Here is a 25,129-nt window from a genome sequence, read left to right on the forward strand (position 1 = left end):
GCGCGATATTTCCGGCAATGACGGCGGGTTACGGCCGGTTCCTAGGGCTGGCCTACGCGGATGACTTCCCATTGCAGCTCGTGCCCGCTGGTCTCCCGCACCTTCTGCCGGACCAGTTCGCCCAGGGCCTCCAGCTCGGCGGCGGTGGCGCCGTCGGCGTTCAGCAGGAAGTTCGGGTGCTTTTCCGACATCTGCGCCCCGCCCAGGCGGTGGCCGCGCAGGCCGGCGGCATCGATCAGCGACCAGGCCTTCAGCTCGTGGCTGTCATCCGCCCGCCCGGTCGAGGAAAACCCGGCCGGGTTGCGAAAGGTCGAACCGGCGCTGCGTTCGCGCGTGGGCTGGCTCGCATCGCGGCGCGCCAGCTGTTCCTCCATCCGCGCGGCCAGTCCCGCGGGATCGCCCGGCTCGGCGCGAAAGCGGGCCTCGGTCACGACCCAGCCCTCGGGGATCTCGGAATGGCGATAGCCGAGGCGCAGGTCGGCGGCCGCGATCTCGTGCAGGCTGCCGTCGCGGGCCACGGCGCGGACCGAGACCAGGTGGTCGGCGACATAGCTGCCATAGCAGCCCGCGTTCATCCGCACCGCGCCGCCGATGCTGCCGGGGATGGTGCGCAGGAAGGTCAGGTCCAGCCCCGCCTCGGCCGCGCGGCGCGCGACATGGGCGTCCAGCGCCGCCGCACCCGCGGTGACGATGCCGCCCTCGCAGGAAATGCCGTTGAAGCCGCGCCCCAGCCGGATCACCACGCCGCGGATGCCGCCGTCGCGCACGATCAGGTTCGAGCCGACGCCCATGGCAAAGACCGGCAGCGAAGGGTCGAGGCCGCGCAGGAATTCGGCCAGATCCGCTTCGTCCGCGGGCTGGAACAGCCAGTCGGCCGGCCCGCCGACGCGCAGCCAGGTCAGGTCGGCAAGGGCCCGGTTCGGGGTCAGGGCGCCGCGGGGCGCGGGAGGCGTCTGGGTCATGGCGCGGTGGTTAATCAGCGTTGCGGGCGCCGTCAATCCGGCCCGCATGCCGCAGCCGCTTTCCGGCGCATCTCGCCAGGGTTCCGGCTGCGGCCTGCCGAGACGCGCCGCGCATCTAGCGCAGCCCGTCCACCGGGGCCGGAGGCACGGGCTGGGTCACAAGATGGCTCTTGCGCTTTTCGTAGAAGGCATTGCCACCGGCCACCAGGACATAGTGCATGTTGTCATAGGAAAAGCGGTGATCCTTCTGGTGGAAGAACATGGCGTTGCCAATCCCCGGCTGCCTTTCGCCGCGCAGGACCGCGATCGCGGCCTCGCGCACCGCCGGCAGGGATTTCGAATCCATTCGCCGGGTCAGGACGCCCGGCGCGAACTGGCCCTTTTGCCCGACCACGCCGCAAACCGTGTTGGGATAGCCCTGCGCCCTGACGCGGTTCATGACCACGTTGCCGACGGCGATCATGCCGTCGCGGCTGGAACGGTTCGCTTCGAAATAGATCGCCCGCTCCATGCATTCCAGCTCGCTCATGCCGCCGCGGCCGCAGCCGGCAAGCCCGGCCAGGGCAAGCGCCAGCAGCGCGCCCAGCCCTGCCCGGACCCGCATCCTGCTTTCCGTCATCTCGTCCCCCTTTTTCATCCCGTTTCCTGTCATTCCAGTGCGCTGAGGACCACCGCCAGCGCGGCGAAGCAGCCCAGGCCGACGATGTCCCAGGGCTGCGAGAACGGCGCGCGAAGGACCGGCGGCGGCCGCAGGCGGTCGTGAACCCAGCGCAGCAGCGCGCCTGCGGCCAGGCCCCCCGCCGCGATCAGCAGCAAGAGCGACAGCAGCGCGCCGATGATCCCGGCCAGATAGCCGCCGGTCTTGCCGTCGCCGATCAGATAGCAAAGCCAGGCCGCGCCGAGCAGCAGGGCCAGTTCGCCCCCCAGCACCCGGAACGAGCGGGCGCCGGCACGCAGGATGCCGATGGCGGCGGCCAGCGCCACCGTGACGGCGACGATCAGCCATGCCACCATCATCGCCGGCGGTCCCTAGCGCAGGCCGCGCTGCGCAAGCGCGCGCCGGCGGCGGCGCGCATCGAAGGGCGGCCAGACCAGCAGCGACAGGCCGAGCGCCAGGAAGAGCACGCCGAAGCCGGGGCCGCACAGATAGGTCAGCCAGCCCAGCACCGGCACGCCGCACAGCACCAGCGCCCAAAGCGCCGAATGGCGCCAGCGCAGCCGCACGAAGGGCAGAAGGCAGGCCATCACGCCCCAAAGCAGGGCGCAAAGCGCCGCGGTGGCGGGATGGCTGGCCAGCGCGATCACGCGGCCTTCTCCGTCAGCCGCTCGGGCAGGTTGTTGGCCCAGGTCGAGATGGTGCCGGCGCCCAGGCAGACCACCATGTCGCCCGGCCGCGCCTGTTCGCGCACCAGCCGTTCCAGGTCGCCCTCGTCCATCACCGCGCGGGCGTGGCGGTGGCCGTGGGCGATCAGCCCGGCGACCAGGTCGTCGCGCGAGGCGCCGGGGATCGGTTCCTCGCCCGCCGAATAGACCTCGGCGATGGCGACGACATCGGCTTCGTTGAAGCAGGTGCAGAAATCGTCGAAGAGGTTGGAAAGCCGCGAATAGCGATGCGGCTGATGCACGGCGATGACCCGGCCCTTCGTCGCCTGGCGCGCGGCCTTCAGCACCGCCGCGATCTCGACCGGGTGGTGGCCATAGTCGTCGATGATGGTGACCCCCCCCACCTCGCCCACGCGGGTAAAGCGGCGGCTGACCCCGCCGAAGCGCGCCAGCGCCTCGCGGATCTGGGCGCGCTTCATGCCCAGGTGGCGGGCGACGGCCACCGCGGCCAGCGCATTGCTGACATTGTGGTCGCCCGGCATCGGCAGGGTGCAGCCCTCGATCACCGGGGGCTCGCCGTCGTTCAGCTCGACCTCACCCTGCAGGGCAATGTCGAAATGCGCCACGCCGTTCTCGTAGCGCAGGTTCACGGCGCGCACGTCGGCCTGGGCGTTGAAGCCGAAGGTCGCGACGCGGCGGTCGGTCAGCCGGCCCACCAGCGACTGCACCTCGGGGTGGTCGGTGCAGCAGACGGCCAGCCCGTAGAAGGGGATGTTCGAGACGAAGTCCTGGAAACCCTTGCGCAGCGCGTCGAAGCTGCCCCAATGCTCCATGTGCTCGGGGTCGATATTGGTCACGATGGCGATGGTCGCGGGCAGGCGGTTGAAGCTGCCGTCCGATTCGTCGGCCTCGACCACCATCCATTCGCCGGCGCCGGCGCGGGCATTGCTGCCATAGGCATGGATCACGCCGCCGTTGATGACGGTCGGATCGAAGCCGCCCGCGTCCAGCAGCGTCGCGACCATGGTGGTGGTCGTGGTCTTGCCATGGGTGCCGGCGATGGCGACGTTGGATTTCAGCCGCATCAGCTCGGCCAGCATCTCGGCCCGGCGCACGACGGGCAGGCCGCGGCGGCGCGCCTCTTCCAGTTCGGGGTTGCCCTTCTTGATCGCGGTCGAGATGACGACCACGCCCGCTTCGCCAATGTTTTCAGCGCGCTGACCCTCGAATACGGTGGCGCCCAGCGCCTCCAGCCGGTCGGTGATCTTCGAGCGTTTCGCGTCCGAGCCCTGCACCTGGTAGCCCAGCGTCATCAGCACCTCGGCGATGCCGGACATGCCGATGCCGCCGATGCCGACGAAATGGATGGGGCCAAGCTCGCCCGGAAGTTTGGTCGCTGCGTTCATCGGGTCGGTTCCGTCACTAGATCTGCAAGGCGCTGCGCCGCGTCGGGGCGGGCAAGCGTTAGCGCGGCAGCTGCCATGGCGGTGGCGCGGGCGCTGTCGGAAAGGATGTCCCGGATGTCGCGCCTGAGGCTCTCGGCGTCAAGCACGGATTCGGGCAAAAGGATCGCCGCGCCGGATTCCGCAAGGGCACGGGCGTTGGCGGTCTGGTGGTCGCCGGTCGCCGCGGCATAGGGGATCAGGATCGCCGGACGGCCGACCACGGTGATGTCGGCAATGGACGAGGCCCCGGCCCGGCTGACGACCAACTGGGATTCGGCAAGGCGGCGGGGCACGTCGTCGAAAAAGGGCCGGACCTCGGCATTGACGCCGGCCGCGGCATAGGCGGCGGTGACGCGCTCGGCATCCTCGGCGCGGGCCTGGTGGCTGACCGACAGGCGGGCGCGCAGGTCGTCCGGCAGGCCGGCGATGGCCTCGGGCACGATGTTCGACAGCACCCGCGCGCCCTGGCTGCCGCCGATGACCAGCAGGTGCAGCTCGCCTTCGCCCGGCGGGGCATAGGTGGCGGCGGCGCGGTCCAGCACCGCCTGGCGCACCGGGTTGCCGGTATGGATGCCCTGGACGCCGGGCGGCAGCCGGGTCGGCCAGGTGCCGCAGGCCACGCGGTCCACCCGGCGGGCAAAGGCGGCGTTCACCCGGCCCATGATGCCGTTCTGTTCGTGGATCATGCGCGGGATGCGCAGGGCCAGCGCCGCCGACATGGCGGGGATGGTCGGGTAGCCGCCAAAGCCAACCACCACGGCGGGACGGTCGCCGCGCATCGCCCGGATCGCCCCCAGGATGCCGGCGCCGATGCGGAAGGGCACGGCCAGCCTGGCCAGCGCGCCCCCGCGCGCGGTGGTGGCCGAACTGACCACCTCGCGCACCACCTCGGCCGGGAAGGCGCCGGCATAGCGCGCGCCGCGCTCGTCGGTGGAAAGCTTCACCCGCCAGCCCTGGGCCAGCAGCACCTCGGCCAGCGATTGCGCCGGGAACATGTGGCCGCCGGTGCCGCCGGCAGCGATCAGGCACAGCGGCCGGCCTTGGGACTGCGGGTCGCTCATCCCCGGCCCCGGCCCAGCACGTCGCCGATGCGGCCCTGCGGGCGCGAGCGGGTCAGCGCCAGCAGCATCCCCATGGCGATGCCCGAGGCGATCACCGACGAGCCGCCGTAGCTGACGAAGGGCAGCGTCATGCCCTTGGCCGGCAGAAGCCGCACCGCCACGCCCATGTTGATCAGCGCCTGCACGCCGAAGGCGCAGGCAAGGCCGGTGCCGGCGATGCGGACGAAGGGATCGCGCTCGCCCTGGAGCCGCAGCAGCGAGCGGATGACGATGGCGGCATAAAGCGCGATGATGATCAGGACCAGGATCAGCCCGTATTCCTCGGCCGCGACCGCGATGATGAAATCGGTATGCGCGTCCGGCAGCGACCACTTGACCGAGCCTTCGCCCACGCCGACGCCGAAGAAGCCGCCCTCCTGGATGGCGTTGGTGGCATAGCCCAGCTGGGTGCGCGGATCGACCTCGGCCGCAAGGAAGCCGTTGATGCGGCGGGCGAAATGCTCGGATGCGCCATAGGCGAAGACGCCGCCGACGCAGGCCAGCCCCATCACGCCGCCCAGAAGGTAAAGCGGCGCCCCGGCGATGAAATACATCACGCACCAGGAAAACAGCACCAGCGAGGCCTGGCCGAAATCGGGCTGCATGGCCAGAAGCAGCACCACGACCACGGCGAGGCCGAAGGAAAAGGACTTGCCGGGCGGGCCGCCGACCTCCTGGCTGGCGGCCATGAACCAGGCGCAGATGGCGACGAAGCAGGGCTTGAGGAACTCGGACGGCTGCACCGACATGCCGCCGGGCAGGCGCAGCCAGCGCACCGCGCCCTTGCCGAAATCGGTGCCGATGAAGGGCAGCGCCATCAGCACCACCAGCGCGACCAGAAAGCCCAGCACGCCGATCCGCCGCACCATCCGCGGCGAGAAGGTCGAGATCACCAGCATCGCCGCCAGCGCCATGGCACCGAACACCGCCTGGCGGGTGACGTAATAGAACTGCGGCAGGCCGTTCTTTTCGGCCAGCGGCACCGAGGCCGCCAGGCCCAGAAGCAGCCCCACCGCGAACAATCCCAGCACGCAGGCCAGGGACCATCGGTCCAGCGTGCGCCACCAGCGTGGAAGAATCGGGTCACCTGCCCGCAAGGGGGTGGTGCCAAAGACCATTTCGGTCATGGGTTACCGCCGTCACTGCCTCGTTTGCATCGCCCGTTTGCCGGGTCTGGGCGGAAGCATAGCGCGATTGCACCCGGCGCGCTACTGCGGATTGAGCGACGTGGTGGCAGCCCGGATCACATCGCGCGGAAGACGGCCGGGTTTCGCGCCCCGCCGCCCCGCCTTCTCCGTTCTTCAAATACCCGACGGCAACCGCGCGGCCGGGCGCGGCGGCGGAAATCTGGCGCTCAGGCGCGCGTCACGTCCTTGCGGGTGCGCCACAGCGACCAGCCGACGCCGGCGCCGAGGATGGCGAAGGTGATGCCCAGTGACACGGCGGGCGGGAATTTCGCCAGCCCCATCAGGTCGGCGATGAACACCTTGGAGCCGATGAAGATCAGCAGCACCGCCAGCGCCTGCTTGAGGTATTCGAAGCGGTGGATGATCGCCGCCAGCGCGAAAAACAGCGCGCGCAGGCCCAGGATGGCGAAGATGTTCGAGGTATAGACGATATAGGGATCGGTGGTGATGGCAAAGACCGCCGGCACCGAATCGACGGCGAAGATCACGTCGGCGATCTCGATCATCACCAGCGCCAGCAGCAGCGGCGTGGCAAAGCGGCGGATGCGGCCGGTCTTGGGGTCGGACTGGCGCACCACGAAGGCATGGCCGTGCAGCTCCTGCGTCAGCGGCATGCGGCGGCGCAGGAACCTCAGGACCGGGTTCGCGCCCATGTCATGCTCCTTGTCGCCGATGAACAGCATCTTGATGCCGGTCAGGATCAGGAAGCCGGCGAAGACATAGAGGATCCAGCCGTATTGCGCGACCAGCGTGGCGCCGACGCCGATCATGATGCCGCGCAGCACGATCACCCCCAGGATGCCCCAGAACAGCACGCGATGCTGGTAGCGGCGGGGGATCGACAGCGTGGCGAAGATCAGCGCGATGACGAAGACGTTGTCCATCGCCAGCGTCTTTTCGACCACGAAGGCGGTCATGTATTCCGCGGCGGCATTGCTGCCCAGCTGATACCAGACGAAGCCGCCGAACAGCACGCCCAGCGTGATGTAGAAGGACGATAGCTTCAGGCTCTCGGCGACGCCGATCTCCTTGTCGCCGCGATTGAGTACACCGAGATCGAAGGCCAAGAGCAGGCCGACCAGGCCGACGAAGACCAGCCACAGCCAGATCGGCGTGCCGAGAAACAGGGTCAGGTAGAAAGGTTCCATGTCAGGCTCCACGTTGAACGAAAGCCGGTGCGAAGCCTTGGGCGGGAATGGTTCCGGGCTGGCACCGAGCAGGGCTCGATGCGGTCCGACATCACGACATGCGTCGTCAGAGGGGCCCGGTCCGCCCGTCCCAGATAGGGGCTCGATGGCGCGATGCAAGGCCGTCCCGCCGGCTTTTCGACAGGCAGTCCCACCGGCGGCCCGCGTCCCCCTTCCCCTCGGCCCTGCGCGGGACTAACTATCGCCAAGCCCCGCAAAAGGATCGCCCATGCTTTACCAGACCAAGGCCGAATGGCTGGCCGCCCCGAAAAAGCGCGTGCTGTTCTTTGGCATGTCGGGCCTGGGCAAGACCTTCCTGGCCTCGATGCTGCGCGGCTCGGGCGAATGGTTCCACTATTCCGTCGATTACCGCATCGGCACCCGCTACATGGGCGAGCTGATCGCCGACAACTTCAAGCGCGAGGCGATGAAGGTGCCCTTCCTGCGCGAGCTCTTGCTGTCGGATTCGGTCTATATCGCCAGCAACATCACCTTCGAGAACCTGGCGCCGCTGTCCACCTATCTGGGCAAGCCCGGCAGCGTCACCCGCGGCGGGCTGGAATTCGACGAATACATGCGCCGCCAGGACCAGCACCGCATGGCCGAGATCGCGGCGCTGCTGGATACCGGCCATTTCATCCGCCGCGCGCAGGAGATCTACAACCTGGGCAATTTCGTCTGCGATTCCGGCGGCTCGGTCTGCGAGGTGGTGGACCCCTTTGCCGAAAGCGACCCGGTGCTGGACGCGCTGGGGCGCGAGCTGCTGCTGGTCTGGATCAAGGGCTCGGACGCGCATACCGAGGAACTGGTGCGCCGCTTCGACCGCGCGCCGAAGCCGATGTATTACCAGCCGGATTTCCTGGACCGGGCCTGGACCGACTATCGCGTCGAAAAGGGCCTGCGCGAGGACCAGGTGAACCCCGACGACTTCATCCGCTGGACCTATGCCCGCGCCCTGGCCCACCGCCAGCCCCGCTACGAGGCGATGGCCCGGCGCGGCGTGACGCTTTTGGCCGAGGAGGTGGCGCAGGTGACGACCCCGCAAGACCTGATCGCGCTGATCGGCCATGCCATAGACCGACGGCCCGCCGGCGCCGCCATTGCCGGAAAGTTCGACAGAAAGGACGCATGATGCCCATCACCCTGCCCAATGACCTGCCCGCCTATGACATCCTGTCGAACGAAGGCGTCATGGTCATGTCGCCGGGCCGGGCGGCGACGCAGGACATCCGGCCCTTGCGCATCGGCCTGCTGAACCTGATGCCCAAGAAGATCCAGACCGAGAACCAGTTCGCCCGGCTGATCGGCGCGACCCCCTTGCAGATCGAGTTCCAGCTGATCCGCATGTCGGACCACGAAAGCCGCAACACGGCCGCCGACCACCTGCAATCCTTCTATCGCCGCTTCTGCGAGGTCGAGGAGACGGGCGAGAAGTTCGACGGGCTCATCATCACCGGCGCGCCCATCGAACACCTGCCCTTCGAGGCCGTGACCTATTGGGACGAGTTGACCCGCGTCTTCGACTGGACGCAAAGCCACGTGCATTCGACCTTCGGCGTCTGCTGGGGCGGCATGGCGATGGCCTGGTATTTCCACCGCCTGGAAAAGCACATGCTGGACCGCAAGGCCTTCGGCTGCTTCCGCCACCGCAACCTGGCGCCCTCCAGCCCCTATCTGCGCGGCTTTTCCGACGACGTGCTGGTCCCGGTCAGCCGCTGGACCGAGGTGCGCCAGGACGAGGTGGACGCCATCCCGGCGCTGAAGACGCTGATCGCCTCGGACCAGGTCGGGCCCTGCCTGCTGCAAGACCCCGGCCATCGCGCGCTCTACGTCTTCAACCATTTCGAATATGACAGCACGACGCTGAAGGACGAATACGACCGCGACGCCGCCTCGGGCAAGCCGATCGACGTGCCGGTGAACTACTACCCGGACGACGACCCCTCGCGCACGCCCACGAACCGCTGGCGCAGCCATGCGCATCTGCTCTATGGTAACTGGATCAACGAGATCTACCAGACCACCCCCTTCGACCTGAACCGCATCGGCGAGGCGTGAGCATGGCCAGCAACGGCGACAAGGCCGGGTCCGGCAAGCAGGGATCGCTGCCCGACCTGCCCTTTGTCGGCGCGATCACCCGCTATCTGGAAAAGGACGCGCCCGATGGGCTGCGCAAGGCGGTGGCGGCGGCCGAGGGCAAGCGCATCCCCGATCCCACCTATCCCTATCCCGAGGAGATGAAGGGCAAGGATTACGACGACCGCATGGCCGGGCTGCAATTGCAGCTGGTGCGGCTGATGCGCGACGTGATCCACCAGCGCAAGCGCCTGGTGGTGCTGTTCGAGGGCCGCGACGCCGCCGGCAAGGGCGGCACCATCGAGCGGGTGCGCGAGAACCTGAACCCGCGCTCGGCCTATATCGCCGCCCTGCCCAAGCCCAGCGAACGCGAGGCCGAGGAATGGTATTTCCAGCGCTACGTGGACTGGCTGCCCGCCAGGGGCGAGATCGCGCTCTTCGACCGCAGCTGGTACAATCGCGGCGTGGTCGAAAAGGTTTTCGGCTTCTGCACGGATGCGCAGCGCGAGACCTTCTTTCGCCAATTGCCGCTGTTCGAGACCATGCTGGTCGATGACGGGGTGATCCTGGTCAAGCTGTGGCTGGAGGTGGGCCGGGCCGAGCAGCTCAAGCGGTTTCTCGACCGCGAGCGCGACCCGCTGAAGCAATGGAAGCTCAGCTCCATCGACGTCGAGGGGCTGGCGAAATGGGACGATTACAGCGCGGCGATCCGGGATACGCTGCTGCGCAGCCATTCCGGCATCGCGCCCTGGACGGTGATCCGCGCCGACGACAAGCGCCGCGCCCGGATCGCGGCGATCCAGGCGATCCTGCGCGCGGTGGATTTCGCCGGGCGCGACGACGCGGTGATCGGCCAGCCCGACCCGCGGATCACCGGCGGCCCCGAGATCCTGCCGGGGTGACGGGCAAGACGATGGACAAGGCGGCAGACAAAGCGGCGGGCGAGGCAAGGAGCGACGATGGATAGGCCGTCCGGGACCGCCCCGGCCAGCGCAATCGCCCGGATGGCGGCATGGCTGGTCGCGCTGCTCTGGCTGGCGGCCCTGGCCCCGGCCCATGCACAGGGCCTGCCCGACTGGCAGAGCCTGCATGTCAACGATTTCGCCGGGTTGCTCGCGCCCGAGGATGCCCAGGCCCTCGACAGGGCGCTGGCTGCGCTCAGGAAACAGACCGGCATCGAGGGCACGGTCGTCACCCTGCCCGACCGGACGCGCCATGGCGGGACCGACGGGCTGGAGCCCTTTGCCACCCGGCTTTTCAACCATTGGGGCGTGGGCGACGCCGCGCGCAACGACGGCTTCATGGTGCTGGTGCTGGCCCAGGACCGCGAGGCGCGCATTGAACTGGGCCGCGGCTACGAAAACGACGCCGACATCCTGGCCCAGGACATCATGCGCAACACCATGCTGCCCGCCTTCCGCGACGGCCGGATGTCGCAGGGCATCCGCGAGGGCACGCTGGCGGTGATCGACCTGATCGCCCGCCCCGTCGCGGCGGGCCAGCCGCTCGCCATGCCCCGGCGCAGCCTGATGGACCGCATCCTGCCCTTCCTGTTCGGCGCCGCCGGGCTGGCGATCCTGGGCGCCGCCGCGCGGCAGGCCTGGCGGCGCAACCGCTGCCCGCAATGCGGCCGTCGCGGCCTGGAAACGCAGGTGGCGCCGCTGGAAACCCCGCTGCCCGAGGGTGGCCATATGATCTCGCAGGACAGTGTCACGCGGCGCTGCCCGGCCTGCGGCTGGTCCGAAACCCGCCAGCGCCTGCGGCCGCAGACGGTGTGGTATGGACCGACCGGCACGGTGCTGCGCAGCGAGCCGACGCCGGGCTATCGCAGCGCCGCGCGCGGCTCCTCGGGCTTCGGCGGCGGCTCGTCGCGGGGCGGCGGCGCCTCGGGGCGCTGGTAGGGCACGGCCGCGCTTGCGAGGGCGCGGCGGGACCGCTAGCGTCGTGCCAGACTGCCTTCAAGGAAAGCTCCGACATGAAACCTCTCCGCTTCCCCGCCCTGGCGCTCGCGCTCGCCAGCACCAGCCTCACGGCCGCCTGGGCCGCCGACCCCGAACTGACGGTCTTCGACTGGGCCGGGTTCGAGGAGCCGGTGATCTTCCAGGGCTATATCGACCAGCATGGCGCCAGCCCCACCTTCGTCTTCTACGGCGACGACGACGAGGCCTATCAAAAGCTCGCCTCGGGCTTCAAGGCGGATGTCGCGCATCCCTGCTCGCAGATGGTGTCCAAATACCGCGACGCCGGGCTGATCGAGCCCTGGGACGTGTCGAAGATCCCGGCCTTCGAAAGCCTCGATGCGAAATTCCTCGATTCGGAAATCTTCAAGGACGACGAGGGCGTCTGGTATATCCCGACCGATTGGGGCGCGACCGCGGTGGCCTACAATACCGAGACCGTGCCGGCCGAGGACGTGGCCAGCCTGAACATCTTCATCGACCCGAAATACCAGGGCCGCACCTCGCTGCCCGATTCGGCCGACGACGTCTGGGCGCTGGCCTACCTGGCCACCGGCACCACCGACTGGACCGAAGTCACCGACGAGCAGTTCGCGGCCGCCGCGGACTGGTTGCGCCAGGCGCACCAGAACGTCGCCGCCTATTGGGCCGACCCGGCCGAACAGGCGCAGCTGATGGCCTCGGGCGCGGTGGACGTGGCCTGGTCCTGGAACGACGGCGTGGTGTTGCTGGAAAACGACGGCTTCCCGGTCGGCTTCCAGCGCGCGGCCAAGGAGGGCAGCTCGACCTTCTTCTGCGGCTTCATCAATCTCAAGAACGGACCGGGCAAGGAAGACAAGGCCTACGATTTCATCAACGCCTGGCTCGCGCCGGAAGCGGCCAAGGGCCTGCTGGACACGATCGGCTACGGCCATACCTCGACCGTCGCCATGGAGACGATCAAGGACGAGCCCGCGGTGCAGGAGGGTCTCTCGCCCGTGGACGCCCCGATCCTGGCCCAGACCCCGAACGACCCGCAGCAGCGCGAAAAGCAGTTGCAGGAGTTCGAAAAGATCAAGGCGGGCTTCTGATCGGCCCTTGCAGCGCCCCGCCCGAAGGCGGGGCGGTCCGCCGGCGGCACGGCCGCATGAGTATTTTGGGAACGAAGAAGGCGGGACGCCGCGCCCGCTTCTTCTCCGTTTTCCAAATACCCCAAGGGGTGAATTGGCCCGCGCAGCGGGACAAGAGGGGAACAGCGTTCCCCTCTCTTGCGCGACGGGATGGTGGCGCCTATATTCCGCTTGTCCGGGCTCGCCCGGACTATGGACATAAACGCGCAGGTAATAAGCGGATCGGACCCGGGGGCGGTACCCGGCGGCTCCACCAAGATCCCTCGTTGGGGGCACAGGGGGCCGAAACAGGATCGACGAACGTCTAAAGCTGTTTGCTTTGTCTCGGTGAGCTACCACCGTTATCGGTGCAAAATGTACAGTTGCCAACGACAACCGTGCTCCGGTGGCCCTGGCTGCGTAAGCAGCTCGGGTAACCGAAACTTAAGCCCTTCCGCCTAGCAGCGTAAGGCGGGGCCCGCAGGAGCCTGGCAACAGAATCCTGCACCTTCCCCTTTCCATCTGGCCCCTTTCCATCTGCCCGCTTTGCATCTGGCTTTTCAGCGCGCCGGCCCCTATTTCAGGCGTCATGCAAGGGAATGCCGCCATGAAAGACCTGACCTCTTCCGATGCCGATGCGCTGATCGCGGATCTGGGCGCAAAGGCGCGCGCCGCCGCCGCCGTCCTGGCCGAGGCCAGCGCCGAGCGCAAGCACGCCGCCCTGGTCGGCGCCGCCGATGCGATCCTGAAGGCCGAGGACGCCATCCTCGACGCCAATGCCGAGGACATGCATTACGCCGAGGCAAAGGGCCTCTCCCCCGCCATGCTCGACCGGCTGAAGCTCGATCCCGCGCGCATCCGCGCCATGGCCGAGGGCCTGCGCTCGGTCGCGGCGCAGGCGGACCCGGTCGGCAAGGTGCTGGCCGAATGGGACCGGCCGAACGGGCTGCATATCCAGCGCGTCGCCACCCCCCTGGGCGTCATCGGCGTGATCTATGAAAGCCGCCCCAATGTCACCGCCGATGCCGCGGCGCTGGCGCTGAAGGCCGGCAATGCGGTGATCCTGCGCGGCGGCTCGGAAAGCCTGAACAGCTCGGCCGCGATCCACCGGGCGCTGGTGACGGGCCTGGGGCAGGCCGGGCTGCCCGAGGCATCGGTGCAGATGGTGCCGACCCGCGACCGCGAGGCCGTCGCCGCCATGCTGCGCGCGCAGGAATTCATCGACGTGATCGTGCCCCGCGGCGGCAAGGGGCTGGTCGGGCTGGTGCAGAAGGAAGCCCGCGTGCCGGTCTTTGCCCATCTGGAGGGCATCTGCCACGTCTATGCCGACCGCGACGCCGACCTGGACAAGGCGCGGCGCGTGGTGCTGAACGCCAAGACCCGGCGCACCGGCATCTGCGGCGCCGCCGAATGCCTGCTGATCGACTGGCAGTTCTATACGAAACACGGCGCCGTGCTGGTGCAGGATCTGCTGGACGCGGGCGTCGAGGTGCGCGCCGAGAGCGAGCTTGCCAAGGTGCCGGGCACCACCCGCGCCGAGCCCTCGGATTTCGGGCAGGAGTTCCTGGACAGGATCATCGCGGTGAAACTGGTCGATGGCGTCGAGGAGGCGATCGCCCATATCCGCCGCTATGGCTCGGGCCATACCGAATCGATCCTGACCGAGAATGACGCCACCGCCGAGCGCTTCTTCAAGGGGCTCGACAGCGCGATCCTGATGCGCAACGCCTCGACGCAATTCGCCGATGGCGGCGAGTTCGGCATGGGCGCCGAGATCGGCATCGCCACCGGCAAGATGCATGCGCGCGGCCCGGTCGGCGCCGAGCAGCTGACCAGCTTCAAGTATCTGGTCACCGGCGACGGCACCATCCGCCCCTGATCCTCGCCCGAAAAGCTGCGCCGGGGCCGCCGCATCGCCCCGTTTGACGGCAGCGACCACGGATGCGCCGTGGTCGGTGTCGCGCAAGGCCCCGTGCCTTGCCGAAAGGCTTGGATTGGCGCGCAGATGATGCAGGCCGCACGGCGCGACCGTTCGTCCAGGGCCGCAGCATGACGCCGGCCGAAGCGCCGCTGCCGCCGCCGATCCAGATCGCGGCGACCGGCTCTCGGCGAAGGCCGGTTTGCCGCGCCGGGCGGGGTAGCGACGGCAGCGCGCCCCTTGCATGAATTGCGGGCGGCCGATCTCGGCGCGAGGAGGCTTTCCAAGGACAGGCCGCATCCATGGTCGGCAGAGCCCCACCCAAACCACGGCGGGTCCGGCCCCAAAAGCCCGGCAGAGAGCCTCAGAACGAGATCTCGCCGCCGGTCTCGTCCAGTTCCCAGGCCAGCGGCCGGTTGGCGGCGCAGGCAAAACCGGCCAGCAGCGGGAAATGCACCTCGGAGGCGCCCGGTTCTGGCCGCGCCCGGTCCCTGTCGAGGCCGAGCCAGGACCACAGCGCCGGATCGGACCGGATGCGGCTGCATTCGGCGACCAGCCGCCAGCCCTGGGCGCCGCGGCAGACCAGCACGCTGCCGCCCCAGGGCATCGCCGTCTCAAGGCACATCAGCGCCAGCAGGATCAGGCGGGCCTCGACGCGCGGCAGGTCGCCCTCGGCCTCCAGCCGCAGGCGGATGCGGCCGCCCTTCTCGACTTCGGCCAGCAGCGCGGCCAGTTCGGCCAGGCCAAGGCGCTGGTCCGGCACGGCATGGCCGAAGGCCACGCGAAACCAGCGTATCCGCGCCCGCGCCGCCTCGACGCTTTCGGCGATCAGCTGCATCTCGGGGCTGTCGTCGATGCCCGGCCAGTCACCCGAAAGCTGCAGCAGCTCCAGCCCGTTGCCGATGGCGCCCAAAGGCGAGACGATGTCGTGGCACAGCCGCGAGCCGACCAGCGCGGCCAGCCGCTCGGGCGACACCGCGCCGGGGGTGTCGGGCGGGCAATGGATTGTCAGATCGTCCATGGAAGGCTAGCCTGCATGCTGTCTCGGGAAAGGGCGTGAGATGAATGAAATCCTGGAACCCGGCATGATCGTGCGCCATCCCGGCGCGCCGGAATGGGGCACCGGGCAGGTCCAGTCGCGCATCGGTGACCGCATCACCATCAATTTCACCAATGCCGGCAAGCAGGTGGTGAACGGCAGACATATCAATCTTGAACTGGTCACAACCGACCCTTTTTAGGCGACCATTGCAGAGTAATTCAACTTTTGCGCGAGTCAACCGCTGTTGAAACGCCGGGCCTGCTGGCGGTTGCAATGTCGCGTTCCCCCGCCTAGACACGGGCGCAAGATGCCATAAGCCGGGGATAGCAGGCCGTAAGATGACGCCGGAAACCTCCTATTTCGCGACCCGTCTCGCCACCGAGGAAGCCGATCTTCTGGCCGCGCAGCGCCTGCGCTATCGCGTCTTCGTCGAGGAACTGGGCGGCGACGGCCCTCTGGTCGACCACGTGAACCGGTTCGAGCGCGACGAGTTCGACCCGGTGGTGGATCATCTGGTGCTGGTGGACGACCGCCGCTCGCGCGAGGCGCTGGACCATGTGGTCGGCGTCTATCGCCTGTTGCCGGGCGACCGGGCCGAGGCCTTTGGCCGCTTCTATTGCGACAGCGAATACGACCTCGCGCCGCTGCGCGCCTCGGGGCGGTCGCTGCTGGAGCTGGGCCGGTCCTGCGTCGATCCGGCTTATCGCGGCGGCTCGGGCATGTTCCTGATGTGGAATGCGCTGGCCGATTACGTGCTGGCGCGCGGGATCGAGATCCTGTTCGGCGTCGCCTCGTTCCATGGCACGGACGTGCAGGCGCTGGCCCAGCCGCTGTCCTGGCTTTACCACCACCACCTGGCGCCCGAGGCGATCCGGCCCCGCGCCCGGCCCGACGGCTATCGCCGCATGGACCTGGTTGCGCCCGAACAGCTGGATCGCCGCGCCGCCATGACCGGGATGCCGGCACTGATCAAGGCCTATCTGCGGCTGGGCGGCATGGTCGGCGAAGGCGCCTGGCTCGACCGCGCCTTCAACACCACCGATGTGTTCCTGATGGTCGATACCCAGGCGATGTCGGCCAAGCACCGCAGGTTCTACGAAGCCCGGCAGGGACAATGAGCGAGGGCAACCGCGCCACCTGGCGGGACGCGGTCGCGCCGCCGGCCATTCCACGGCCCGGCGCGCTCGGCTGGCTGCTGGTGCTGCTGCGCGGCAGCGGCATCGTCCTGGTGCTGGCGCTCGGCGTGCTGCTGATCCTGCCGCTGCGCCTGGCCGAGCGGCTGTTCACCGGCCCGCGCCGCCCGCTGACCGGCCCCTGGGTGCAGGGCGTCTGCCGCATCTGCCTGGGGATCATGGGCCTGCGCTGGCGCTGCATCGGCCGGCCGATGCGCGGCCCCGGCGCGGTGGTGGCAAACCATTCCAGCTGGCTCGACATCTTCGTGCTGAACGCAGCGATGCCGGTGTTCTTCGTCTCGAAATCCGAGGTGGCGGGCTGGCCAGGGATCAATATCCTGACCCGCGTCACCGACACGCATTTCGTCGCCCGCGACCCCAGGCTCGCCCGCGCCCAGGCCGAGGAATTTGCCGCCCGCACCCGCGCCGGCCACCGGCTGCTGTTCTTCCCCGAAGGGACCAGCAGCGACGGGCGCCGCGTGCTGCCCTTCAAGCCGACGCTGTTCCAGGGCTTCCTGGATCCCGCCCTGCCCGAGGGGCTGGCGATCCAGCCGATGAGCGCGACCTATCATGCGCCCGAGGGCCGCGATCCCCGCTTCTACGGCTGGTGGGGCGACATGGACCTGGGGCCGCATCTGCTCGCGGTGCTGGCAGAGCCGCGCCAGGGCTCGGTCGCGGTGCGGCTGCTGTCGCCGATCCCGGTCGCGGCAGAGACCCGCAAGACGCTTTCCGCCAAGGCGGAAACGGCGGTGCGTCAGGGCTTCGACCAGGGCTGACGCGCCGCGCCGACGGCGCTGTCGCATGGGTATTTGTGCAACAGAGAAAGCCGCAAGGCACGCCCAAGCAGGCCGGGGAGCTCCAGAGGTTCGCCTTCTCTGTTGTTAAAATACCCCGGCAGCCGTGACGCCGAGACCGCGCCGCCGCCTAGAGCGGCCAGAACAGCGGGATGGTCAGGCAGGCGACGATGCCGCAGATGATGTCCAGCGGCACGCCGACCTTGACGAAATCGCTGAATCTGTAGCCGCCGGGGCCATAGACCATCAGATGGGTCTGGTAGCCGATGGGCGTGGCGAAGGCGACCGTGGCCGAGAACATCACCGCCACCACATAGGCGCGCGGGTCATGGCCCAGCGATTTCGCCAGCGCGATGGCGACCGGCGTCAGCAGCACCGCGACGGCATTGTTCGACAGCACCTCGGTCATCACCAGGCCCAGGAAATAGACCGCGATCAGCGTGGCAAAGGGCGGCAGGCCGGAAAGATAGGGCGCGACCACATCCACCACCAGGTTGACAGTGCCGGTATGTTCCAGCGCCTCGCCCACCGCCAGCATGGCAAAGATCATCGCCAGCAGCCGGGCATCGACAAAGGAGAACGCCTCTTCGGCATCGACGCAGCGGGTGATCAGGATGATCGCCGAGGCCATGAAGGCCAGCGCCATGATCGGCGCCACGTCCAGCGCCGCCAGCGTGACCACCGACAGCAGGCATACGATAGCGATCGGCGCCTTGGCGCGGCGATAGGGCCGGGCCGAGGGGCGCGAGACATCGACCAGTTCCATGTCCGCGGCCAGCCGGGCGATGTCCTCGGGCGCGCCTTCCAGCAGCAGCGTGTCGCCGACCTGCACCACCAGGTCGTCGAGCTGGCGGCCGATGTTCTGGCTGCGGCGATGCGCGGCCAGAACATAGACGCCATAGCGCCGCCGCAGGCGCATGTCGCCCAGCCGCCGCCCGACCAGCCGCGCGCCGGGCGAGATCAGCACCTCGACCGTGTTGGTCGCGACCGAGCTGAGCTTGTCCACCATCTGGAAATTCTTGTTGGCCTGCATCTCCAGCAGGTCGGCCATTTCCGAGCGCAGCACCACGCGGTCGCCCGGTTCCAGCACCACCTCGGCCAGGTTGCGGCGCAGCGAGGCGTCGCCGCGCAGCACGTCGATCACCCGCACCGCCTCGCGCTTGAAGATCGGCGCGGCCAGCACCGGCTGGCCGACCAGGCTGGAATCCTCGGGGATGGCGACCTCGGTGAAATATTTCATCTCGCGTCGGGTGCCGAGGAAGCCGGCCAGCGAGGTGCGGTCGGGCAGAAGCCGCCAGCCGATGGCGGCGAAATAGGCGATGCCCGCAAGCGTGATGGCGATGCCGACCGGGGCGATCTCGAAGATGGTGAAGGGCACCATGCCCTGTTCGCGGGCCACGCCGTCGACCAGCAGGTTGGTCGAGGTGCCGATCAGCGTCATCATCCCGCCCAGGATGGTGAAATAGCTCAGCGGCATCAGCAGCTTCGAGGGCGAGAAACCCAGTCGCAGCGCCAGCTGGATGAAGATCGGGATCATGACCGCCACCACTGGCGTGTTGTTCATGATCGCCGAGGCCAGGATCACGAACAGGAACAGCGCGCCGATGGTGAAGCGCGGATGGCTGGTCGCCCGTGCGGTCACGAGGCGGGACATGATTTCCAAAGCTCCGGTTCGCAGAAGTCCGCCCATGATCAGGAACATGAAGGCGATGGTCCAGGGCGCCGAGTTCGACAGCACCCCGGCCGCGTCCTTGATCGGCAGAAGGCCCAGCAGCAGCATCACCGCGGCAGTGCCGATGGCCACGACTTCGGGCGGGTGCTTTTCGCGAATGAACTCGATGAACATGATGGTCACGACGATCAGCATCGCCACCGCCGCATTGGTTCCGGTCAGTTCAAAGCCCAGCATGCAATCCTGTCCCGTGCGCCGTTAAATCACGGCCCTTTCGATGGGTAATAGAATTATTTTCTCCGCCGCCGCAAGCAAAAGCACGAGGCACCGTCGCCTTCAGGCAGGAAGCTGCGTGGCATCCAGCCTGCCGCCCTGGCGCACCGCCTGGACCGCGACCGCCTTGCCGGTGCGGTCATCGGTTGTGACCAGCACGCCCGAAAGCGTCGCCTCGCCCTCGGCCGGGGTGAAGCGTTCCGAGGCCATGCCGGTCAGGAAGCGGCGCAGCGGCTCGGCCTTTTCCATGCCGATCACGCTGTCGTAGTCGCCGCACATGCCGGCGTCGGTCTGGTATGCGGTGCCGCGGTTCAGGATCATCGTATCGGCGGTCGGCACATGGGTATGGGTGCCGACGACCAGGCTGGCGCGGCCGTCGCACCAATGGCCCATGGCCATCTTTTCGCTGGTGGCCTCGGCATGGATGTCCACGACCGATGCCTGCACCAGCCCGCCCAGCGGATGCGTGCGCAGGACCGCGTCGATAGCCGAGAAGGGATCGTCGAAGGGCCGCTTCATGAAGACCTGGCCCAGCACCTGCGCCACCAGCACCTTGCGGCCGCGCGTCGCCTCGAAGACCCGCGCGCCATGGCCGGGCGCCACCTTGGAATAGTTCAGCGGCCGGATGACGCGCGGCTCGGTCTCGATATAGGACAGCATCTCCTTCTGGTCGAAGGCATGGTCGCCCAGGGTGATGCAATCGGCGCCGGCCTCGAGGATCAGCTTGGAATGGCCGCCGGTCAGCCCCATGCCGCCCGAGGCGTTTTCGCCGTTCACCACGGTGAAATCGACGCCCAGCCGTTCCTTGAGCGGGCCGAGCCCTTCCGCAATCGCGCGCCGGCCGGCGCGGCCCATCACATCGCCAAGATAGAGAATCCGCATGCGACAGCGTTAGGCGAAAGCCGGGGCACGCTCAAGCCCCGGCGGAGGCCGGGCGGCATCTTACCCCAGCCATGCGCCGAAGGCCGCGCCCGCCAGGGCAACGACGGCGCCCAGCGCCATGCCGGCGACAAGGCCCGGACGCCGGCGCGGCTCGGGCGGGGGCGGCGGTTCGCGCAGCAACTCGGGCATGCGGCGCTCCAGGTATTCCGGCAGAAGCGGCGCGAAGCGCCCCAGAACCTGCGCCGCCCGCGTCAAGTCGCGCACTGCCGCATGGGGGCCCAGGTTGTCGCGGATGTAGCTTTCCACCACCGGCTTGGCGACTTCCCACATGTTGATCTGCGGATCGAGCGAGCGCGCCACACCCTCGACCACGACCATGGTGCGTTGCAGCAGGATCAGTTCGGTCCGCGTGGCCATGCCGAAGCGCTCGGTCACTTCGAACAGATAGGCCAGCAGGTTGGCCATCGAGATGCGGCTGGCATCGGCGCCGAAGATCGGCTCGCCCACGGCGCGCAGGGCACGGGCGAATTCCTTGATGTCGCGGTCGCGCGGCACGTAGCCCGCCTCGAAATGCACCCGCGCGACGCGTTCGTAGTCGCGGCGGATGAAGCCCATCAGGATCTCGGCATAGACGCGGCGGGTGTATTCGTCGATCTCGCCCATGATGCCGAAGTCATAGATGACGATGTCGCCGTTCCTGGCCACCTTCAGGTTGCCCTGGTGCATGTCGGCGTGGAAATAGCCGTCGCGCAGCGCGTGGCGCAGGAAAAGCTGCAGCACCCGCGCGCCGATCGTCGGCAGGTCGTGCCCGGCCGCCCGCAGCGCCGCGACATCGCCCATCGGCACGCCCTCGGCCCAGTCGGTGGTCAGCACGCGCCGCGCGCTGAGGTGCCAATAGGGGGCGGGCACCGCCATCCCCTCGTCCCCCGACGTGTTCTCGGCAAATTCCGAGGCCGAGGCAGCCTCGAGCCGCAGGTCCAGCTCTCCGGTCACCACCGATTCGAAATGGGCGACCACGTCGCGCGGCCGCAGCCGGCGGGTCGAGGGCGACAGCCGCTCCATCATGCCGGCGGCGAAATGGAAGGCGTCGATGTCGCGGCGAAAGGCCGATTCGATGCCGGGCCGCAGCACCTTGACCGCCACCTCGCGGCCATTGTCCAGCCGCCGCGCGCGATGGACCTGCGCGATCGAGGCGGCGGCCACCGGCTCGGAGAACTCGCTGAACAGCGCCTCGACCGGGCGGCCCAGCTCGGCGGCGACGGTGCGGCGCGCCTGTTCCTGCGCAAAGGGCGCCAGCCGGTCCTGGAGCATGGAAAGCTGGTTGGCCAGCTCCACGCCCACCACGTCCGGCCGGGTCGACAGGATCTGGCCGAATTTCACATAGGCCGGCCCCAGCGCGGTGATGGCGCGGGTGACGGGCGGCAGCGCCGGGTCGCCCTTGTAGCCGAGCCAGGCGAAGGGCCAGCCCAGGATGCGGGCGGCGAAGCGGATGCCGGCGGGCGCGTTCGCCGCGTCCAGCGCGACCTTCATCGCGCCCGTGCGCTCGAAGGTGGCGCCGGTGCGGATCAGGCGCCAGATGTTGTGCGGGCCGCGCATCGTTACAGCTTCCAGCCCGAATGCAGCGCGGCGATGCCCATGGACAGGTTGCGCCATTGCACGCGGCCGAAGCCCGCCTCGCGGATCATCGCGGCAAAGGTTTCCTGGTCGGGGAAGTTGCGGATGGATTCGACCAGATACTGGTAGCTGTCGCGGTCGTTGGCGACGATCTGGCCCATGACCGGGATCACGTTGAAGCTGTAGCGGTCATAGAGCCATTGCAGCATCGGCACCGGCATCTGGCTGAACTCCAGCACCATCAGCCGCCCGCCGGGGCGCAGCACGCGGCGCGCCTCGGCCAGGGCGTCGGGGATGCGGGTGACGTTGCGGATGCCGAAGCTGATCGTGTAGCGGTCGAAGCTGTCGTCGGCGAAGGGCAGCTGCATCGCGTCGCCCGTCACCCAGGCGAGGCGCGAGGCGAGCTGGCCGGCCTCGGCACGCTTGCGGCCCTCGACCAGCATCGACTCGGTCATGTCGCAGACGGTGACGCGGGCGCCCGGCGCGCGCTCCAGGAAGCGGAAGGCGATGTCGCCGGTGCCGCCGGCCACGTCCAGGAGGTGCTGGCCGTCGCGCGGCGCCAGCCAGTCCATCATCGCGGTCTTCCAGATGCGATGGATGCCCCCGCTCATCAGGTCGTTCATCACGTCATAGCGCGAGGCCACGCGCGAGAAGACGCCATGGACCAGCCCGGCCTTGTCCGTCTCGGCCACGGTGCGGAAGCCGAAATGGGTCTGCTTTGGCTCGTCAGGGGTCATGTCGCTTGTCCATCCGTCGTTTCGCGCCCAGATAGTCCGAAAGCGCGCCGCGCGCCATAGCAAGGCCGCGGCCGCACCATGCGACGAACGGGAAGAAAATGCCAGAACTGCCAGAGGTCGAAACCGTCCGGCGCGGCCTTGAGCCGCATCTTGAAGGCCGCGTGATCGCCCGCGCCGAGGCCCGCCGCCCCGACCTGCGCTGGCCGCTGCCGCCGGACCTGGTGCAGGTGCTGACCGGGGCGCGGGTGACGCGGCTGCGGCGGCGCTCGAAATACATCCTGGCCGAGCTGGAGGATCGCGGCAGCCTGCTTTTGCACCTGGGCATGTCGGGGCGGATGCTGATCGAGGGGGAAAGCCAGGGCGAGTTCCACCGCGACCCGGCGATCCTGCCGCGCCACGACCATGTGGTGATCTGGACCGACCAGGGCACGCGCATCACCTTCAACGACGCGCGGCGATTCGGCATGGTGGACCTGGTGGCGCCGGGCGCGACCCATCCGCTGCTGGCGCATCTGGGGCCCGAGCCCCTGTCCGACGCCTTCACCCCCGAGGCACTGGGGCGGGCCCTGGCCGGGCGGCGCACGCCGGTCAAGGCGGCGCTGCTCGACCAGCGAATCGTGGCGGGGCTGGGCAATATCTATGTCTCGGAGGCGCTGCATCGCGCCGGCATCGACCCGCGCCGGCTGGCCGGAGCGGTCGCCGCCCCCGAACTGGCGGCGCTGGTCGGCCATGTCCGCGCCGTGCTGGAAGAGGCGATCGCCGCCGGGGGATCGTCCCTGCGCGACCACCGGCAGGCCACGGGCGAGCTGGGCTATTTCCAGCACTCCTTCCGCGTCTATGGCCGCGAGGGCGCGCCCTGCCCGACGCCGGGCTGCGCGGGCGCGGTGCAGCGCATCGTCCAATCCGGCCGGTCCAGCTTTTTCTGCCCGCTCTGCCAGAGGTGAAGCGGCCGCCGGCCGCTGCCTCCGGCGGGGGTATTTGGACAACAGAGAAGCGCGCTGGCCTTGGCCTCGCGCATTTGTTACGAGTCGCGGTCAACTTGCTTGCGAAAGGCGAAGAGTCGATGGCTTACCAGACCCTCACCGTCGAGATCGACGATTATGTGGCGCTGATCCGGCTGAACCGGCCCGAGGCGCTGAATGCACTGAACGCGCAGCTTCTGGGCGAGTTGGGCGATGCGCTGGCCGAGGCCGACCGGAACGAGAAGGTGCGCTGCGTCGTCCTGACCGGCAGCGAAAAGGCCTTTGCCGCCGGCGCCGACATCAAGGAAATGTCCAGCAAGAGCTTTGTCGACGTCTATGCCGAAGAGCTGTTCGGCCCCGAGATCGACCGCATCACCGCGACGCGCAAGCCGATCATCGCCGCGGTCTCGGGCTATGCGCTGGGGGGCGGGTGCGAGCTGGCCATGGCCTGCGACTTCATCATCTGCGCCGACAACGCCAAGTTCGGCCAGCCCGAGATCAACCTGGGCGTGATCGCCGGCATCGGCGGCACCCAGCGGCTGACCCGTTTCGTCGGCAAGTCGAAATCGATGGAGATGCACCTGACCGGCCGCTTCATGGATGCGGCCGAGGCCGAGCGCTCGGGGCTGGTGAGCCGCGTCGTGCCGGCCGCGAAGCTGATCCCCGAGGCGCTGGCCGCGGCCCGCAAGATCGCCGAGAAGGGCCAGATCGCCGTCATGGCCGCCAAGGAGGCGGTGAACCGCGCCTATGAGACCACCCTGCGCGAGGGCATCCTGTTCGAGCGCCGCAGCTTCCAGGCGCTGTTTGCCACCGAGGACCAGAAGGAGGGCATGGCCGCCTTTCTGGAAAAGCGCGAGCCGCAGTTCCGCGACCGTTGATTTGGCGCTTGGCATCGGGGCCGGTCCACTGTATAGGGCCGGGCTACATGCGCGTGGGCCCGCTTAAGGCAAGAATCATGACCGTCCGTTTCTGCGGACGGCGCCATGGGCTTTGCGCAACCGAGACATGAAGAACAGATAGGACCGCACCCATGGCCAATACGCCCCAGTCGAAAAAGCGCGCCCGCCAGATCGAGCGCCGCACCGCCGTCAACAAGGCCCGCCGCTCGCGCATCCGCACCTTCCTGCGCAAGGTCGAGGAAGCCATCGCCGGCGGCAATGCCGAAATCGCCCGCGAAGCGCTGAAGAATGCCCAGCCCGAACTGATGCGCGGCGTGACCAAGGGCGTCATCCACAAGAACACCGCCTCGCGCAAGATGTCGCGCCTCGCGGCCCGTGTTAAGGCCCTGGGCACCGCCTGAGCCGCTGCGGCATTTTCGCAACTATCGGTGGAATCCACCAGGGGCGCGCTCTATCCAGGCGCGCCCTTTCGCATAAGGAAGCCATGGTTTTTCCTTGGCTTTTCAGCATTTTCGTCCCTGCCCCCCCCTTACGGCCGGGCCGCGAGATTCGATCAGGCAAAGTGACTGTCAAGCGCGAAGATCGGTTGCTGGCCGGGCGCGGTTCTTGCTAGCTTGTTCCCTGCGATTCACCGTCGCGCCTGGGGGACATGCCCTGAACCGTCGGCCGTGCCGCCGACAGGCAGGGTGGCAGCAGGATCGGACAAGATCCGCTACCGATGAAGCGTAAGCCGGCTGCCACCGGACTGCGCTGCGTGTCTGCAAGTTTCGGCCGCAAGATGGCCCATGCGTCGCCTTGGCGGCGGGGTCTTCTTGTTGCCGAAACGTATTGCGTTCAG

At 68.5% G+C, this 25,129-nt stretch carries 25 protein-coding genes and 1 other RNA gene; 13 read left to right on the forward strand and 13 right to left on the reverse strand.

The window, feature by feature from the left end; all coding sequences use genetic code 11:
* Positions 1–41: 41 nt before the first annotated feature.
* From murB to E3U25_RS09365, 8 genes are all read right to left on the reverse strand, one after another.
* Positions 42–962, reverse strand: a complete 921-nt coding sequence (murB, locus tag E3U25_RS09330; protein ID WP_036754968.1) for a UDP-N-acetylmuramate dehydrogenase — start codon at positions 960–962, stop codon at positions 42–44.
* Between the two features lie 115 nt (positions 963–1,077).
* Positions 1,078–1,566 (reverse strand): cell wall hydrolase, encoded by a 489-nt coding sequence (locus tag E3U25_RS09335; RefSeq protein WP_370362656.1) that lies wholly within the window; start codon positions 1,564–1,566, stop codon positions 1,078–1,080.
* 44 nt (positions 1,567–1,610) lie between these two features.
* Entirely contained in the window at positions 1,611–1,979 is a 369-nt protein-coding gene (locus E3U25_RS09340) for a hypothetical protein (RefSeq protein ID WP_072463489.1), read from the reverse strand.
* Positions 1,980–1,991: 12 nt separating this feature from the next.
* The gene (locus E3U25_RS09345; protein ID WP_036754962.1) at positions 1,992–2,267 is read right to left on the reverse strand and encodes a DUF2484 family protein; all 276 of its coding nucleotides are present in this window, start codon (positions 2,265–2,267) and stop codon (positions 1,992–1,994) included.
* Complete coding sequence (gene murC, locus E3U25_RS09350; protein WP_116220562.1) at positions 2,264–3,691, reverse strand: UDP-N-acetylmuramate--L-alanine ligase; 1,428 nt, start codon at positions 3,689–3,691, stop codon at positions 2,264–2,266. The genes E3U25_RS09345 and murC overlap by 4 nt, the downstream gene beginning before the upstream one ends.
* On the reverse strand, positions 3,688–4,791 hold the full coding sequence (locus E3U25_RS09355; RefSeq protein WP_116220561.1) for a UDP-N-acetylglucosamine--N-acetylmuramyl-(pentapeptide) pyrophosphoryl-undecaprenol N-acetylglucosamine transferase: 1,104 nt from the start codon (positions 4,789–4,791) through the stop codon (positions 3,688–3,690). The genes murC and E3U25_RS09355 overlap by 4 nt, the downstream gene beginning before the upstream one ends.
* Positions 4,788–5,957 (reverse strand): peptidoglycan glycosyltransferase FtsW, encoded by a 1,170-nt coding sequence (locus tag E3U25_RS09360; protein WP_072463492.1) that lies wholly within the window; start codon positions 5,955–5,957, stop codon positions 4,788–4,790. The genes E3U25_RS09355 and E3U25_RS09360 overlap by 4 nt, the downstream gene beginning before the upstream one ends.
* Positions 5,958–6,184: 227 nt before the next feature.
* The gene (locus E3U25_RS09365) at positions 6,185–7,165 is read right to left on the reverse strand and encodes a TerC family protein (protein ID WP_116220560.1); all 981 of its coding nucleotides are present in this window, start codon (positions 7,163–7,165) and stop codon (positions 6,185–6,187) included.
* Positions 7,166–7,433: 268 nt separating this feature from the next.
* Here E3U25_RS09365 and E3U25_RS09370 point away from each other — a divergent pair, with 268 nt between their 5' ends.
* From E3U25_RS09370 to E3U25_RS09400, 7 genes are all read left to right on the forward strand, one after another.
* Positions 7,434–8,336 (forward strand): hypothetical protein, encoded by a 903-nt coding sequence (locus tag E3U25_RS09370; RefSeq protein WP_036754947.1) that lies wholly within the window; start codon positions 7,434–7,436, stop codon positions 8,334–8,336.
* Complete coding sequence (locus E3U25_RS09375; protein ID WP_036755021.1) at positions 8,336–9,262, forward strand: homoserine O-succinyltransferase; 927 nt, start codon at positions 8,336–8,338, stop codon at positions 9,260–9,262. The genes E3U25_RS09370 and E3U25_RS09375 overlap by 1 nt, the downstream gene beginning before the upstream one ends.
* A gap of 2 nt (positions 9,263–9,264) precedes the next feature.
* Complete coding sequence (ppk2, locus tag E3U25_RS09380) at positions 9,265–10,182, forward strand: polyphosphate kinase 2 (protein WP_114537560.1); 918 nt, start codon at positions 9,265–9,267, stop codon at positions 10,180–10,182.
* A 57-nt stretch (positions 10,183–10,239) separates the two neighbouring features.
* The gene (locus tag E3U25_RS09385; RefSeq protein WP_116220559.1) at positions 10,240–11,181 is read left to right on the forward strand and encodes a TPM domain-containing protein; all 942 of its coding nucleotides are present in this window, start codon (positions 10,240–10,242) and stop codon (positions 11,179–11,181) included.
* 74 nt (positions 11,182–11,255) lie between these two features.
* Positions 11,256–12,308, forward strand: a complete 1,053-nt coding sequence (locus E3U25_RS09390) for an ABC transporter substrate-binding protein (RefSeq protein ID WP_036754941.1) — start codon at positions 11,256–11,258, stop codon at positions 12,306–12,308.
* A 173-nt stretch (positions 12,309–12,481) separates the two neighbouring features.
* Positions 12,482–12,835: a transfer-messenger RNA gene (ssrA, locus tag E3U25_RS09395) on the forward strand.
* Positions 12,836–12,933: 98 nt separating this feature from the next.
* A complete protein-coding gene (locus E3U25_RS09400) occupies positions 12,934–14,205 on the forward strand; it encodes a glutamate-5-semialdehyde dehydrogenase (protein ID WP_116221650.1) in 1,272 nt (423 codons plus the stop codon).
* A 403-nt stretch (positions 14,206–14,608) separates the two neighbouring features.
* Here the strand turns inward: E3U25_RS09400 and E3U25_RS09405 are convergent, their stop codons facing one another.
* On the reverse strand, positions 14,609–15,265 hold the full coding sequence (locus tag E3U25_RS09405; RefSeq protein ID WP_116220558.1) for a histidine phosphotransferase family protein: 657 nt from the start codon (positions 15,263–15,265) through the stop codon (positions 14,609–14,611).
* A gap of 40 nt (positions 15,266–15,305) precedes the next feature.
* Between E3U25_RS09405 and E3U25_RS09410 the strand changes: the two genes are divergently transcribed.
* The 3 genes from E3U25_RS09410 (at position 15,306) to olsA (ending at position 17,234) form a co-directional block, all read left to right on the forward strand.
* Positions 15,306–15,485 (forward strand): DUF3553 domain-containing protein, encoded by a 180-nt coding sequence (locus E3U25_RS09410; RefSeq protein ID WP_036754938.1) that lies wholly within the window; start codon positions 15,306–15,308, stop codon positions 15,483–15,485.
* 139 nt (positions 15,486–15,624) lie between these two features.
* Positions 15,625–16,404, forward strand: a complete 780-nt coding sequence (gene olsB / locus E3U25_RS09415; protein ID WP_072463499.1) for an L-ornithine N(alpha)-acyltransferase — start codon at positions 15,625–15,627, stop codon at positions 16,402–16,404.
* Entirely contained in the window at positions 16,401–17,234 is an 834-nt protein-coding gene (gene olsA / locus E3U25_RS09420) for a lyso-ornithine lipid O-acyltransferase (RefSeq protein WP_116220557.1), read from the forward strand. Before olsB ends, olsA begins: the two co-directional genes overlap by 4 nt.
* Positions 17,235–17,382: 148 nt before the next feature.
* Here the strand turns inward: olsA and E3U25_RS09425 are convergent, their stop codons facing one another.
* The 4 genes from E3U25_RS09425 to ubiE all read right to left on the reverse strand — a co-directional run bounded on the left by E3U25_RS09425 (position 17,383) and on the right by ubiE (position 22,430).
* Positions 17,383–19,161 (reverse strand): SLC13 family permease, encoded by a 1,779-nt coding sequence (locus E3U25_RS09425; RefSeq protein WP_116220556.1) that lies wholly within the window; start codon positions 19,159–19,161, stop codon positions 17,383–17,385.
* A 99-nt stretch (positions 19,162–19,260) separates the two neighbouring features.
* On the reverse strand, positions 19,261–20,079 hold the full coding sequence (locus E3U25_RS09430; protein ID WP_116220555.1) for a TIGR00282 family metallophosphoesterase: 819 nt from the start codon (positions 20,077–20,079) through the stop codon (positions 19,261–19,263).
* Between the two features lie 60 nt (positions 20,080–20,139).
* Entirely contained in the window at positions 20,140–21,675 is a 1,536-nt protein-coding gene (ubiB, locus tag E3U25_RS09435) for a 2-polyprenylphenol 6-hydroxylase (protein WP_116220554.1), read from the reverse strand.
* A 2-nt stretch (positions 21,676–21,677) separates the two neighbouring features.
* On the reverse strand, positions 21,678–22,430 hold the full coding sequence (gene ubiE, locus E3U25_RS09440; protein ID WP_116220553.1) for a bifunctional demethylmenaquinone methyltransferase/2-methoxy-6-polyprenyl-1,4-benzoquinol methylase UbiE: 753 nt from the start codon (positions 22,428–22,430) through the stop codon (positions 21,678–21,680).
* A 98-nt stretch (positions 22,431–22,528) separates the two neighbouring features.
* Between ubiE and mutM the strand changes: the two genes are divergently transcribed.
* From mutM to rpsT, 3 genes are all read left to right on the forward strand, one after another.
* The gene (gene mutM / locus E3U25_RS09445) at positions 22,529–23,374 is read left to right on the forward strand and encodes a bifunctional DNA-formamidopyrimidine glycosylase/DNA-(apurinic or apyrimidinic site) lyase (protein WP_072463504.1); all 846 of its coding nucleotides are present in this window, start codon (positions 22,529–22,531) and stop codon (positions 23,372–23,374) included.
* Positions 23,375–23,493: 119 nt separating this feature from the next.
* On the forward strand, positions 23,494–24,270 hold the full coding sequence (locus E3U25_RS09450; RefSeq protein WP_072463505.1) for an enoyl-CoA hydratase: 777 nt from the start codon (positions 23,494–23,496) through the stop codon (positions 24,268–24,270).
* Between the two features lie 152 nt (positions 24,271–24,422).
* A complete protein-coding gene (rpsT, locus tag E3U25_RS09455) occupies positions 24,423–24,692 on the forward strand; it encodes a 30S ribosomal protein S20 (RefSeq protein ID WP_036754914.1) in 270 nt (89 codons plus the stop codon).
* The last annotated feature ends 437 nt before the right edge of the window (positions 24,693–25,129 follow it).

It is taken from the genome of Paracoccus versutus (genome assembly GCF_029909795.1).
GTDB classification, from domain to species: Bacteria; Pseudomonadota; Alphaproteobacteria; order Rhodobacterales; family Rhodobacteraceae; genus Paracoccus; species Paracoccus versutus.